10 protein-coding genes are annotated in these 13564 nt (G+C 34.3%); 8 read left to right on the top strand and 2 right to left on the bottom strand.

Annotation, left to right across the window (positions count from 1 at the left end; all coding sequences use genetic code 11):
• Nucleotides 1-617 precede the first annotated feature (617 nt).
• The 8 genes from HNS40_RS05885 (at nt 618) to HNS40_RS05845 (ending at nt 10659) form a co-directional block, all read left to right on the top strand.
• On the top strand, nt 618-1310 hold the full coding sequence (locus HNS40_RS05885; RefSeq protein WP_172278650.1) for an HAD family hydrolase: 693 nt from the start codon (nt 618-620) through the stop codon (nt 1308-1310).
• A 160-nt stretch (nt 1311-1470) separates the two neighbouring features.
• Nucleotides 1471-2229, top strand: coding sequence for a GNAT family N-acetyltransferase (locus HNS40_RS05880; RefSeq protein ID WP_172278648.1), 759 nt, complete (start codon nt 1471-1473; stop codon nt 2227-2229).
• A gap of 425 nt (nt 2230-2654) precedes the next feature.
• The gene (locus HNS40_RS05875) at nt 2655-3554 is read left to right on the top strand and encodes a MerR family transcriptional regulator (RefSeq protein ID WP_172278646.1); all 900 of its coding nucleotides are present in this window, start codon (nt 2655-2657) and stop codon (nt 3552-3554) included.
• Nucleotides 3555-3608: 54 nt separating this feature from the next.
• Nucleotides 3609-4103: a flavodoxin domain-containing protein gene (locus HNS40_RS05870; protein WP_172278644.1), complete on the top strand. Its 495-nt coding sequence runs from the start codon at nt 3609-3611 to the stop codon at nt 4101-4103.
• 140 nt (nt 4104-4243) lie between these two features.
• Nucleotides 4244-4675: a (4Fe-4S)-binding protein gene (locus HNS40_RS23670; RefSeq protein WP_172278642.1), complete on the top strand. Its 432-nt coding sequence runs from the start codon at nt 4244-4246 to the stop codon at nt 4673-4675.
• A gap of 413 nt (nt 4676-5088) precedes the next feature.
• A complete protein-coding gene (locus tag HNS40_RS05860; protein WP_172278640.1) occupies nt 5089-6702 on the top strand; it encodes an ABC-F family ATP-binding cassette domain-containing protein in 1614 nt (537 codons plus the stop codon).
• A 271-nt stretch (nt 6703-6973) separates the two neighbouring features.
• A complete protein-coding gene (locus tag HNS40_RS05855; RefSeq protein ID WP_216663741.1) occupies nt 6974-8593 on the top strand; it encodes an MFS transporter in 1620 nt (539 codons plus the stop codon).
• Between the two features lie 650 nt (nt 8594-9243).
• Nucleotides 9244-10659: a right-handed parallel beta-helix repeat-containing protein gene (locus HNS40_RS05845; RefSeq protein WP_172278638.1), complete on the top strand. Its 1416-nt coding sequence runs from the start codon at nt 9244-9246 to the stop codon at nt 10657-10659.
• Nucleotides 10660-10708: 49 nt separating this feature from the next.
• On the opposite strand, the gene HNS40_RS05840 is transcribed toward HNS40_RS05845, so the two are convergent.
• Both HNS40_RS05840 and HNS40_RS05835 read right to left on the bottom strand, forming a co-directional pair.
• The gene (locus HNS40_RS05840) at nt 10709-11887 is read right to left on the bottom strand and encodes a hypothetical protein (RefSeq protein ID WP_172278636.1); all 1179 of its coding nucleotides are present in this window, start codon (nt 11885-11887) and stop codon (nt 10709-10711) included.
• A 20-nt stretch (nt 11888-11907) separates the two neighbouring features.
• A complete protein-coding gene (locus tag HNS40_RS05835) occupies nt 11908-13143 on the bottom strand; it encodes a PQQ-binding-like beta-propeller repeat protein (protein ID WP_172278634.1) in 1236 nt (411 codons plus the stop codon).
• Nucleotides 13144-13564: the final 421 nt, after the last annotated feature.

Here is a 13564-nt window from a genome sequence, read left to right as displayed (position 1 = left end):
TTCAATTATTTACTCTGCTTAATGAGCCTAATTCAATATGCTATAAATTTATTTTTTCACTAAACTGTAGAACTAATTGCTCTGGAGTATACTTTTTTCGCTCCCCTTGGGCCGGAACGATGCTGTTCGCTACGATGAATGTAGCGATAATGATAGTATCGTCATTAACCGAAGCGTCAGCTGTTGGGGTAAACGAAAAAAAGATAGAATATTATGATGTTAGGTACTTACCTCCTTGCTTTTATTAAGTAATTGTTTCATTAGCTCAATTAATATTTGTTACTAATCAATAAGAATTACTATAGTTTAATTTTCCCTGATTTCCCCAACCCCAAGGGGAGTCAGGGAAAAGATTCAGCAAAATGATTAGATTGAAAAATTTGATATTCTATTCTAATTTGATTTTTGAAACTAAAATCTGATTTTTTTGGCTCCCCATGGGGAAGGGGCAAAACAAAAAAATCATTTATTATGGGCAACTACAGTAAATTGACACTTGATTGATTAGTAATGAATATTTTAAAATATACTGTTTTAATAACCCAAGGGATAATTTATCTTTTGGGTTTTTTTATGCTTTATGTATAGGTTTTTATCTTTGCTTCAAATATAGAATGATGACGGAGAAAATTAAAGTGATAGCCTTTGATGCTGATGATACCCTTTGGATCAATGAAACCTTTTTCAGAGAAGCAGAACAAGCCTTGGCCAGGATATTGTCAGATTACGGAAGTGAGCAGGAAGTGGTGGACTTTTTATTTAAGATAGAAACCAGTAATATCCCTCTATTTGGCTATGGTATCAAAGGATTTACACTTTCCATGATTCAATCTGCCATTGAGTTTAGTGAATATAAAATTACCGCAAAACAAATAGAATCTATTATTTATTTAAGCAAAGAAATGGTTCGTAAGCCAGTGGAATTATTAGATGGCGTAGAGGAGGTTTTAAAAACGCTTCAGGCTAAAGGTTATAAAATGGTAGTAGCTACTAAAGGTGATTTGTTGGATCAGCAAAGAAAGTTGAAGAAGTCAAATTTAGAATCTTATTTCCATCATATTGAAGTGATGAGTGATAAGCAAGAGGATGATTATTTCAAATTGATTCAACATTTAGATATCAAAGCAGACGAATTTCTGATGATTGGGAATTCCATAAAATCTGATGTGATTCCAGTATTGAATCTTGGTGGCATGGCTTTTCATGTGCCCTTTCATACTACTTGGCAGCATGAAGTTGTAGATTCCAAAATTATCCATCCTCAATTTAAATCTTTCCATATGATTACAGATATTCTTGCTGTGCTTTAAATATCTGATATTTCAAAGTATGATGTTTCTTTACATGCTCTCATTAAATAGGATGAAATAATAGGCTTGTTTGTTTATTCGATTTCTCTAATTATTTTAATATAGTATAGGAATAAACCCAAAGATTTTTTAGGTTTGGGGCTCAGCAAATGACTAAAATATGGGCAGTGAAAAATATATCAATCTCGATGAAGATAATATTTCTGATGAGCATATCTGTTGTGCTTTTTCTGATAAAAAATGTAGCGAAGGCTATCAATTAAAAAAAGAGTGGCTGAAAAAGCAATTTAAGGATGGTTATGTATTTCGGAAGCTTGACGAGCGTGGAAAAATTTTTATAGAGTATGTTCCTGCAGAAAAAGCTTGGGCACCTATTATTGCTCCAAATTACATGCTCATTAATTGCTTTTGGGTTTCTGGGAAATTCAAAGGAGAAGGACATGGTAAGGAGCTTTATCAATATTGTTTAGAGGATGCTAAAGAAATGGATGGACTTGTTGTGATGGCTGCCTCTAGAAAGCAGCCATTTATGTCGGATAAGAAATTCTTCATCAAACAGGGCTTTCTATTGGCAGATACTGCTCCTCCATATTTCGAGCTGTGGTATAAACCCTTAAAAGCAAATGTACCTATTCCAAAATTTAAAGAGATAGCCAAAACTGGGAAAAATGATATCAAAGATGGTTTGGTTGTATATTTTACCAACGCTTGTCCTTTTAATGAGTATTATGTGAATACCGAGTTAAAGGCTGTAGCTGAGAAACAGGGTGTGAACTTGACCATAAAGAAGCTTGCAAGTCGAGAACAGGCTCAAAATCACTTTGTACCGCATACTCTTTATAGTATTTTCTATAATGGAGAATTCATCACTCAGCATATTCTAAATGAGAAAGCTTTCGACAGGTTTATCCAAAAATAAAGAAGCTAACTTCTTGGGAGCTTTTCTTAAAATTCAAAACAAAAGTTTACTTGTAGTCATGGGAATGGTTTCGTTAGTGCTTTTTGAGTTATGTTTGTTAAATAGTCTAACTAGTTTTTGAAGCTTCGGCATTTGATAAATCCATTATAGTACAATTGATTATTGTTTAGTAATTATGGTTCAAGTATAAGCAAAATATTGTTTCCTGCACAATTAGTGTTTAATTTAAAACACAAAAAGATAAACAAATGTTTCCTATTATCTTGGTATTTCGGAATATTTAAATACCTTTGCTACTTCTTAATGCTTAGGTTATCAATTGTTTTCTAGTTTAATTTATTTAATTAATTTTCTTGGAGTCTAAGGATATTTAGATGCTAGTTTTACAATTGTTTAACCCCATGTTTAATATTAATTATAGATAGATGAACAATATTGCAACATTATTTTCCATAAAGGATTTGGAAAATTTATCAGGAATAAAGGCCCATAGTATTAGAATTTGGGAAAAAAGATATAATCTTTTGGAACCAAATAGAACAGATTCGAATATTCGATATTACGACCTAGAAAACTTGAGGAAGCTGTTGAACATCACCATATTGTATAACCATGGCTATAAGATTAGTAAAATAGCTAAGTATTCTATTGAGGAATTGGAAAATAAAGTACGTGAGTATATTGGTGGAAAGAGTGATCAAGAACATTTTGTGAATTCTCTCAAAGTTTCCATGCTCAAATATGATAGAAATTTATTTGAACATACTTATAATAGTCTAGTTGCAGAATCTTCATTTAAAGATGTTTTTGTCAATATTCTTATACCATTTTTGCAAAATATTGGATTAGAGTGGCAGAGTAATAGCATTACTCCAGCACATGAGCACTTCTTTACAAATCTCCTCAAACAAAAATTACTTATTAATATAGAACGTGTTCAGCAAGTGCTTCCTAAAAAACCAGATGAGGTTTATGTATTATATCTTCCTCTAAATGAGATTCATGAATTTGGTTTGCTCTATATTCATTATGAGTTATTGTTGAAAGGGCATCATTCTATTTATTTAGGGCAGAGTGTTCCCTTGGAAAATTTGCAATCCCTTCAAAGCAATTTTAAAAAAGTCAACTTTGTCAGCTATTTTACTGTTAAACCAGATCCAGATGAGGTTAATGCCTATGTCAATCGCCTTCAAGAGGAGGTTTTGAATGGACGAGAGGACCAGATTTATTTATTAGGACGCCGAACTGCAGATATAACACCACCAAAGAGTTCAAAGCAAATTATCATTTTCAATGATTTACTTTCGTTGACATCTTCTTTATAATTGCTTTTTCGTAATTTTGACTGGTATATTTATTGAAACACTTAATCTAAAATTATGAAAACGGCCATCATATACATCAGTAAGCATGGTACCACTGAAATAGTCTCACGAAAAATTGCAGAAAAATTCCCTACCGATGAGGTGGATATCATCAATCTGAAAAAGCAAAAACTGGATAGTCTGTCCCCTTATCAACGTATTATTTTAGGAGGTAGTATTCATATGGGGAAAGTACATAAGAAGACCACCGCCTTTATTGAGAAATACCATAACGAATTATTAGAAAAACAGTTGGCTTTATTTTTATGCTGTATGGAAAGGGACCAAAAAGCTCAGGAACAGTTCGATTTGGCGTTTCCGCAAGATTTAAGAAATAAAGCCTTAAGTAAGGGTTTGTTGGGTTTTGAATATTTGTTGGAAAAGATGAATTTTATTGAGCGCATGATGGTGAAGAAAATCACCGGAAAAGATAAGAGTTTTTCGAAAATTAATGAGGCTGCCATACTTTCGTTTGTTAATGGAATAAAACATCATCAAGTTTTATCTTGATTTCAATTATTATTATCACTAAGTAATATTAGAGTAAAATAGTATGTGCTTTAACATCTTATTTCAGATTTAATGGGTTGATAATTAAATTTCTACATCTGTTTTTCTTTACCTTTGTGAGGAATCTTATATAATAAGCAATGGAAAATAGAAGCATCAAAGAGTATTCAAAAGGAGAGCTGCAAATAGTTTGGGAGCCAAAGAAATGTATACATGCGGCTATATGTGTAGAAAGACTACCTAAAGTATATCAGCCAAATCAAAAACCTTGGATTAATCCAGAATTTGCCTCCATAGAAGAATTGAAAAATCAAATAGATTTATGTCCATCCGGAGCGTTATCTTATTATCTGAAAAATGAAGATCAAACTAAAAAAAACAAAAAAATGGAAAAGATTAAAGCGATAGTAAAACCTAATGGGCCAGTTATTATTCAAGGAAATTTCACCATAACTCATACTGATGGTAGGGTGGAGGAAATAGAGAAAATGGCAGCAATTTGCAGGTGCGGGGCATCTGCTAAAAAACCTTTTTGCGATGGAACGCATGCAAAAGTTGGGTTTAAGGGATAGGGTAAAGTTTTTATACTGTATTGGGAATATGAGTATGAATGACAATAATCTTTTTGGAAATGAGGAAATGTAGACGGGGATTGTTTTTGGCTTGCCATAAATAATCCCCGTCTTTTTAAACATAGCAAAGACATCTATCCGATGTGTAATGAAGAATATTTATTAATCATTGTGTACATCATTCACATTTTAATTTATTAGATTAAAACCTACCCATTTCATGCACTTATTCTTATAAGTGCTTTATAGATTCATAGTGATTTTTCTTTTTCATCAGTCAATAAAAAGAAAACTAATATTAAAGAACTGATAACTAGATATTAATAATTTTTAATTCCCTATATTTTCTAATGAAAAAATAACTACTTTTGCAACCTTTTTCGAATAAGAAGGAGTTTAATACAATACGCTTTATGATAAATGTTGCAGATTTAAGAATCCAATTTGGTAAAAGAGTTTTATTTCAAGATGTAAACCTTAAGTTTATGCCAGGTAATTGTTATGGTGTTATTGGTGCCAATGGAGCGGGAAAGTCCACTCTGTTGAAAGCTATTTCGGGTGAGATAGATGCTACTAATGGCCATATTGGTATGGGAACAGGAGAAAGACTTTCCGTTTTAAGTCAGGATCACTATGCTTTTGACGATTACTCCGTTATAGATGCGGTATTGAAAGGTCATACTGAGCTATGGGATATTATGAAAGAAAAAGATGCCATTTATTGTAAAGAAGATTTCTCTGATGCAGATGGTATAAAAGCAGCTGAATTAGAAGAGAAATTTGCAGATATGGATGGTTGGAATGCCGAAAGTGAAGCTGCAAGTTTATTAAGCGCTTTGGGAATCAAAGAAGAATTTCATCAAACCATGATGGAGGATATGTCTGGTAAGCAAAAAGTGAGAGTATTATTGGCTCAAGCTCTTTTTGGAAAACCTGATAACTTACTTCTCGATGAGCCTACTAATGACTTGGATTTAGAAACGGTTACTTGGTTGGAAAACTATTTAGCTAATTATGAGAATACAGTTTTGGTTGTTTCTCACGATAGACACTTTTTAGATGCCATTAGTACTCATACCTTAGATATTGATTTTGGTAAGGTGCAGTTGTTTGCAGGTAACTATAGCTTTTGGTATCAAAGCAGTCAATTGGCTTTAAAACAATCTCAGATTCAAAATAAGAAAACAGAGGATAAACGTAAAGAACTTCAAGAGTTCATTTCTCGTTTTAGTGCCAATGTAAAGAAATCAAAGCAGGCAACTAGTCGTAAGAAAATGTTAGAGAAGTTGAATGTTGATGATATTCAACCCTCAACCAGAAGATATCCCGGTATTATTTTCACACCAGAAAGAGAAGCTGGGGATAAAATTTTGGAAGTTAGTGGTTTGAGTGCTAGTATTGACGGTAAAGTATTATTTAAGGATGTTGATTTTTATGCCAATAAAGGGGAGAAAATCATTTTTCTATCCAGAGACCCTCGTGCAATGACTGCTCTTTTTGAAATCATTAATGATAAGAGACAAGCAGATAGTGGAGGCTTTGAATGGGGGCAAACTATTACTCATGCTTATTTGCCTATGGATAATTCTAAATTTTTCCGCTCAGATTTGAATTTATTCGATTGGTTATGTCAGTTTACAAATGACACTACTGATTTATATATTCGTGGGTATCTAGGTAAGATGTTATTCTCTGGTGATGATTTGCTAAAGAAAGTTGAGGTATTGTCTGGAGGAGAGAAAATGCGTTGTATGATTTCTAAAATGATGCTGGTTGATGCCAATGCATTGGTTCTTGATACACCAACAAACCATCTTGATTTGGAATCTATTCAGTCCTTTAATAATAACCTAATTAAATACCCTGGTAATGTATTTATGTCTTCTCATGACCACGAATTCATTTCATCGGTTTGTGATAGAGTTATTGAGTTGACTCCTACAGGAATTATTGATAAACACATGAATTATGATGATTATATCACCGATGAGAAAATTCAAGCTCAGCGTGAAAAAATGTATCAATAGTCTTTCTTAAGCTTTCTGTTTATTGTTCTTGAGTAACTATCTTGTTATTCCTTCTTTTTGATTCCATTTCATTTCTATTTATTTGATAGTGTTAAGTATATTAAATAGTCTTTAATGTGCTGAAAATTTACAGGGTTTCATAATAATTGGTTGATTATGTCTATATTAGCGCCGCTTAATTGTAGCGGTGGAGGATGCTAATCATCATTCTATTAATTATTGCAGATTTAAGCCTACTTTTAAAACTATATACTACAAAATATAAACTATCATGACTATGAATGCTATTAATCAAAAACTTAAACTCACCGAGAAGCTTGGCTATGCCTTGGGCGATGGTGCCGCAAATATTGCATGGCGTGGAGTTTCTACCTTCCTTTTCATCTTTTATACTGATGTGTTTGGGCTTCATCCCGCAGCTGTTGGTTTGCTAATGTTGGTCGCGAGATTTAGCGATGGCATTAGCGATGTGCTTATGGGCGTTATTGGTGACAGAACCAAATCTAAATATGGAAAATTCCGTCCTTGGATCTTGTGGACAGCTATTCCATTAGGTGTTATTCTATCCCTGCTATTCACGAGTCCTAATCTAAGCCCAACAGGGAAGATAATTTATGCCTATGCTACTTATATCATATTCACACTAGTTTATACGGCTAATAATATTCCTTATGGAGCGCTTATGGCTGTAATGACGGGCGATGATAAAGAACGTACAAGCTTAGGAGCTTATAGGATGGTAGGAGCCTTTGCCGGAGGAATGTTGGTGCAAGGAGCCTTATTGTTCCTAGTGGCTTTCTTCGGAAATATTAATCCAACTATAGAAGTTGATCAGCTCGAGAATAATCGATTTGAGGTTCATGTTTCCACTTCTCAGGATGTGGAAAATGTAAAGATTGCTACTGAGGATGGCATTGCATTATTCACTTGGGTAAACACTGAAGAAAAGTCCAATGACCCTACGCCTACACAAGGTAAAGCCTTTTCCATGATTGGAGGAAAAGACTATAGCTTTATTGTAGAAGGCGAAGAAACTTTAAGCGCTGAAAATATTAGTATCATCAACCAAAAACAAGGTTATAGTAATTCTATCTATGTGCTATCGGTGGTGTTGATTTTAGCCATGTTTATCACTTTCTATTCTACCAAAGAACGAGTGTTACCACCCAAAACTCAAAAAACTAATCTGTCTAAAGATTTCAAAGATTTAATAGGTAATAAGCCTTGGTTGATTTTGTTGGGAATAGGTCTGTTGTTTGTCATCTATAATTCCATCAAACAAGGTATTGTAGTTATCTATTTCTCTCATTTTATTCATAACCAATTATTAGCAGCTAGCTATATGGTGGCCCTTATGGTCGCTTCTATTGGTGGTGCTATGGTGACTACCTTCCTCAGTAATAAATGGGGAAAGAGAAACCTATTTATTATTGCGCTAGTTTTTTCTGGAGCGGTTAATGCCTTATTGGTATTCTGTGGGCCAAATGACATTATTAGCATATTCTCCATCGGAATTATCTCTGAGTTTGCTGCTGCTATTTTCCCTACTTTATTCTTCGCTATGCTGGGTGATGTAGCTGATTTCTCAGAATTTCGTAATGGACGAAGAGCGACAGGTTTAATCTATTCGGCAGGCTCTTTTTCTACTAAGTTTGGTGGAGGAGTAGCAGGAGCTATTATAGGTTTTGTGCTTGCTGCTTATAGTTATGATGGCCAAGATGCCGTTGCTATTGAAGGGGCTATCCCGGGCATAAAAATGCTGATGAGTTGGGTTCCTGCAGTCATTGCATTGATAGCAGCTATCTTTATGTTGATGTATCCATTGACTCAATCTAAAATGAATGAAATCACCACAGAACTAAATGCTCGAAGGCTAAAAGAGCTAGAATAGATTCCTATGGTTACTTGGTATGAGAAGCTGTTTTGCTAGTAAAGGCCATTTCTTTTTATAGAATGTCTTATGAAGGAAATCCAAGAAAGGCTGTTCGAATATATGTTGGCAATGATTATATTCAACATAACCCAATCGTAGGGGATGGAAAAGAGCCATTCATAGCCTATTTTGAGAGAATGCAAGAAGAGTATCCTGAAAAGAGTATCGAGTTTGTAAGAGTTATAGCGCAAGGGTGATTTGGTAGCTCTACATACTCATCAAACTTGGCCTGGAAATGATCAATATGTGACTATGGATTTCTTCAGGTTCGATGAAAATGCAAAAATTATAGAGCATTGGGATGCCATGCAACAGATTCCAGAATCTACTTTAAATGGTAATCCCATGTATTAGAGGAGGCTCGGTAGTTAAATCTCGTTTTGATTTTTGAACCTTCTTTTTGGTGAGGATGAAGTCGTTTATAGGTTTTCAAGTCCTACCTTTTGAAAAAACAGTCTGTCATACTATATCAAGCAGTTATTCATCCTAATATTGATGATGGTAATTCGGCCAAAACTATCTGGGTATAATGATGAAATATAGTGTTTGCTAAGCAATTTTTGTATAGTTTTATAGTTTGTAAAAAGAATCTTATACCTTATTCAAAAATGAAGTACACAATACTTATTTCTGTTTTTTTATTTTTGTTTGTTCGGATAAATGCTGAAGAAATAGTCTTTACAAAACATGAATCTCCTTATCTTATTACAGAGGACTTGATCATAAATAGTTCTGATACATTATTGATATTGCATGGGGCAACATTGATTATCGATCAGGATATTAATATTATCATTAATGGTACGCTTCAGGTTAATGGAAGCAAAGAAGAACCTGTTTCCTTCCTTCCACAAGTACCAGAAATTGGCTGGGGAAAAATTGAGTTAAATAAATCTGGAGGACATTCTTCTATAAGATATGCTGAAATTACAGATGGTTATATAAAATCGAATGGGTGTCAACTTAGCCTTAAGAATGTTAATTTTTATAATGAACAGAATTTAACTTGGGAAATATCCTTAGTATGGGTGCTTAATGCAGGTGCCGATATAAGGGACTGTGTTTTCCGAAATAATGGTAAAGGAGAAGGTATTCAAGTATCAAATTCGAATAGTGTTTTTATTAAGAATTGCAATTTTTTTAATACACCCGACGCTATTGAGCTTATCAAGGTTAATGGTGGTAGGATAGTGAGTAATTATATGAGTGAAGGGCCAGATGATGGAATAGATCTTAATAATTGTATAGATACACAAATAGATAGCAATATTATTGTTTCGTATGTTGACAGGGGGATGGAGCTTGGGAGTGAAAACTTTGGAAGTTCAGAGGGGATAGTACTAAGGCATAATTTAATTGTTGATTGTAATGTTGGTGTGATATTAAAAGAGAATTCTAATTGTTATATCAAGAACAATACTTTCTATGGAAATGACATTGCTATTCGGTGTATTGAAAATAATGATTTAGCTAAAAACACTCGTGCTGAAGTTGTTAATTGTATCATTTCTCAGTCAAGAAATATGGATGTATTTAGTGATGAACTCTCTACTTTAACCATAGATTATACTTTGTCAGATAGAATACTCCATCAAGGTCAGAATAACATATTTGATGATCCTATGTTTTTGGATACTGTAGATTTTAGAATATCTACTGAGTCTCCATGTGTTAATGCAGGCGATCCCAATTTGGGTAGTGACCCAGATGATAGTATTTGTGATATTGGAGCCTATTGGTCAGGTGATGTGAATTTCTTGAATCCGTCAGTATTTTCAAAAGATTATATCATTTTCCCTAATCCGTTTATGGAATATTTTATCATTAAAGATGTGTATCATAATTTAGAAAGAGTGAATATCGGTTTATTTGATATGGAAGGCATTAGCATTCCTTATAAATTGGTTGATATGGAATCTGGGAGCATTAGAATTCATCCTTATTATTTTACAGGCTCGGTATTGATTTGTAAAATTGATGATGGTGATAAGGTATTAACCAATATTTTGCTAAGAACAAAGTAATTTGTTTTGCCTAGTTTTAAGAGCTTGCTTTGATGTTCAATTTTACCTATCAATTGCTTTTTCTGGTGTAAATGAGCTTATTTCCAGGGTTCCAATTCTCTCCTTTGTCGAAGGAATTTTCAATGAGTACATTAAAGTGATCTGAATCTTCAGGAGTGATGGTGACCTTTCCAAATGCCTGAGGGTCTTGCATTCCACCATAAATCATTTTAGTATTATCCGCAGTAAAAGTGGAATCGCTTATCTGGCCTATAAACATTTCTGTTTCGCCTGAAAAGTCGTTATAAACGCATACGCGATATTTTCCACTCCCAGCATGATAACTATACTGTGAAACGATGGGAATTACAAAATCAGTTTTATACCTTATTTTTTCTTCTAGCATATTATTCGCAGCATATTTGATGGTAGAAGTTGTTGCATCCATGGGATACCACTTGTTGGCTCGTCCACTCCATCCTTGTACTTCCACATCCCAACTACCTTTCATAAAACTCAAGGCTTCCATTTCTGAACTTTTTGCCATTTCGAAGAGCTCCTCATCAAGTTCTATATTGAATAGAATGTCTTCTATTAAAAGAACTCGGTTTCTTTGGCTAAACATCTTTTCTTCATAGTAAGGAATCACCAAGCCATTGATTTCTCTGAAATCTTCGAAATAGCTTTCTGCTGGTGTGGGGTAAGTAAAATCTACCCAATAAGAGTCGCGACGGTATTCTAAATAAGTATTGGCATCAATATACCAAGTCTCATATTTGCCACTAGGACGGGTGAGTTTAATGGTATAAACCACTACACCTTCTAAATCTTGCTTGCCTATTAACTTAGCCACCAATCCTTTTTCTTTATAATCGAGAAAAGGAGTCATTAGGCTAGATTTTTGTTGAAAGACATTATCCTCGTCTTTGCTTAGAATTCTTGGAAAACTGATTTCATGCCATGGGTCAATGGTCCAGCCATGTTCTCCATCGAAAGCTTCGATAACAGCATGTTTACCCAAGTGTAACTCGCTATAATATTGACCTTTATTGGTTTTTATGGCCATCCAATCTTCTTCTACACTAAAGGCAGTAAATCGGCCAGTGATTTTCATGTTATTCACCTTAGCCCAATTTTCTGCTCCTCCTCTGGCTTCTATATGTTTGCTGATAATTTCATCCAATTCTTGGGCTTGAATCACCCCAAAACATAATACTAATAATAAGCTCCAAATTAATTTACTCTTCATCATTTTAGTTTTTGGTGTTTCTATTTGATTTTATAACAAGCCATATGTGTAAGATTCCTCACATATACTTTTCCATTTACAAAACTCGGTGCAGTCCATGATTTGCCCTCCAAGGCTTGAACGGAAGTTTTTTCTACATAAGCGTCAGGTTTGGCTTCTACAATAATGAGTTTCCCTTTGTCAGATAAAACCAATAATTGATCATCAACGATCATCAAGCTCCCTTTTCCAAATCCTCTTTTGGTCCATTTTGCTTCTCCTGTTTCTGCTGAGATACAGCGCAGAGAGGCCACATGAAATCCATAGATATATCCATCGTGATAAACCGCTGTGTTGAAATCCGTTTTCATGCTGGTTCCTCTAATAAATTCGGTGGCTTTATGGTCATTTATTTCTACTATCACAAAACCAGGATTTCTAATTCCAGATAAGAAGATTTTGTTGTTTTTAATCAGTAATGGCATGGCTGTAATTCCTCCAAAAGGCATGGCATAGGTCCATAAGGTATCTCCTTTTGGGTTGAAAGAATACAGGGTTTTTCCATTGGCAAAGATGATTTGTAATTGCTCATCAATGGTAGTGAGTAGGGGAGAATTGAAAGAGGCATTTCCCTTTCCATAATTCCAAACGATTTCGCCATTTTCTTTATCAAAAGCAACAAAAGCCTTATTCTCTGCTCCACCCACTTCCATAATTAATAAGCCCTCAAGTATGATAGGCGAAGTAGAAAACCCCCAGCGAGGTTCTGCAGATCCGTATTTAGCTTTAAGGTCTATTTGCCAAATGATAGCTCCATCTTTTAGGTGATGAGCACTAAGTTTTCCATGGCCGCTCAAACAATATATATGTTCATCATCAATAGAAGGAGTCGTTCTAGAACCATCTCCCCAGCCATCTGGGTCAAAATAAATACTATCTACTTTTTGTCGCCAAAGCTCTTTTCCTGTTTCTACTTCGTAGGCAGCTAGAAATTCACTGCCAGTAGTGCTATCTATGGTTTGGCTGGTCATGGTATACATTCGGTTTCCCATCATGGTGAGTTCAGCAAATCCAGAACCCAATTCATGTTTCCAAACCAACTCGGGTTTACTTGTCGACCAATCCACTCCATCTAGGCTTTCCATACTTTTTCCAGACCTATCTTCTCCTCGAAACTGTGTCCATTTATTCGCAGACTCCTCCTGAGCAATGCCAAGTGAAACCAGGCCAATCATTAATAGCCATAAAATACTCAAACGCGTGAAATATTTATTCATATTATTGAAATTTAATGAATGATAAAAAAAGGTGAAGATATTCTCTATCTCCAAAATTTTGGGTGGTTTTACAAGCGTTTCTCAAATGATACTCAAATGCTGCTATAAAAATAGGAAAAATCATAATGGTAGCCATGATTTAATCTGAATTCTATTTGATAAGCTGTTTATTTAGAAAAAGTTAAAATTGGAATGCTTTGATTTTGTCTTTTATTCGTTACTAATCAGTCAAGTGTCAATTTACTGTAGTTACCCATAATAAATGATTTTTTTGTTTTGCCCCTTCCCCATGGGCATTAGCGTTAACTTAAGCAAAAAGCTCTTTCAATTTGTTGCTCAAAATTTAATCGATTTTTCCTTTTCTCATAAGTACAATACCTTGATAATTTAGCTAATGAGTCGCCTGGGATATTTGGGCTGT

This window comes from Lentimicrobium sp. S6 (assembly GCF_013166635.1).
In the GTDB taxonomy this organism is placed as follows: domain Bacteria; phylum Bacteroidota; class Bacteroidia; order Bacteroidales; family UBA12170; genus UBA12170.
The sequence above is the reverse complement of the archived record's forward strand: the minus strand, read 5'-3'. Positions and strand labels throughout refer to the sequence as shown.

Excerpts from the sequence above, each read along its gene's own strand:
- HNS40_RS05855 (WP_216663741.1), top strand. The coding sequence starts at position 6,974 with ATGACTATGAATGCTATTAATCAAAAACTTAAACTCACCGAGAAGCTT.
- HNS40_RS05870 (WP_172278644.1), top strand. The coding sequence starts at position 3,609 with ATGAAAACGGCCATCATATACATCAGTAAGCATGGTACCACTGAAATA.
- HNS40_RS05875 (WP_172278646.1), top strand. The coding sequence starts at position 2,655 with ATGAACAATATTGCAACATTATTTTCCATAAAGGATTTGGAAAATTTA.
- HNS40_RS23670 (WP_172278642.1), top strand. The coding sequence starts at position 4,244 with ATGGAAAATAGAAGCATCAAAGAGTATTCAAAAGGAGAGCTGCAAATA.
- HNS40_RS05860 (WP_172278640.1), top strand. The coding sequence starts at position 5,089 with ATGATAAATGTTGCAGATTTAAGAATCCAATTTGGTAAAAGAGTTTTA.
- HNS40_RS05835 (WP_172278634.1), bottom strand. The coding sequence starts at position 13,143 with ATGAATAAATATTTCACGCGTTTGAGTATTTTATGGCTATTAATGATT.
- HNS40_RS05840 (WP_172278636.1), bottom strand. The coding sequence starts at position 11,887 with ATGAAGAGTAAATTAATTTGGAGCTTATTATTAGTATTATGTTTTGGG.
- HNS40_RS05885 (WP_172278650.1), top strand. The coding sequence starts at position 618 with ATGACGGAGAAAATTAAAGTGATAGCCTTTGATGCTGATGATACCCTT.
- HNS40_RS05880 (WP_172278648.1), top strand. The coding sequence starts at position 1,471 with ATGGGCAGTGAAAAATATATCAATCTCGATGAAGATAATATTTCTGAT.
- HNS40_RS05845 (WP_172278638.1), top strand. The coding sequence starts at position 9,244 with ATGAAGTACACAATACTTATTTCTGTTTTTTTATTTTTGTTTGTTCGG.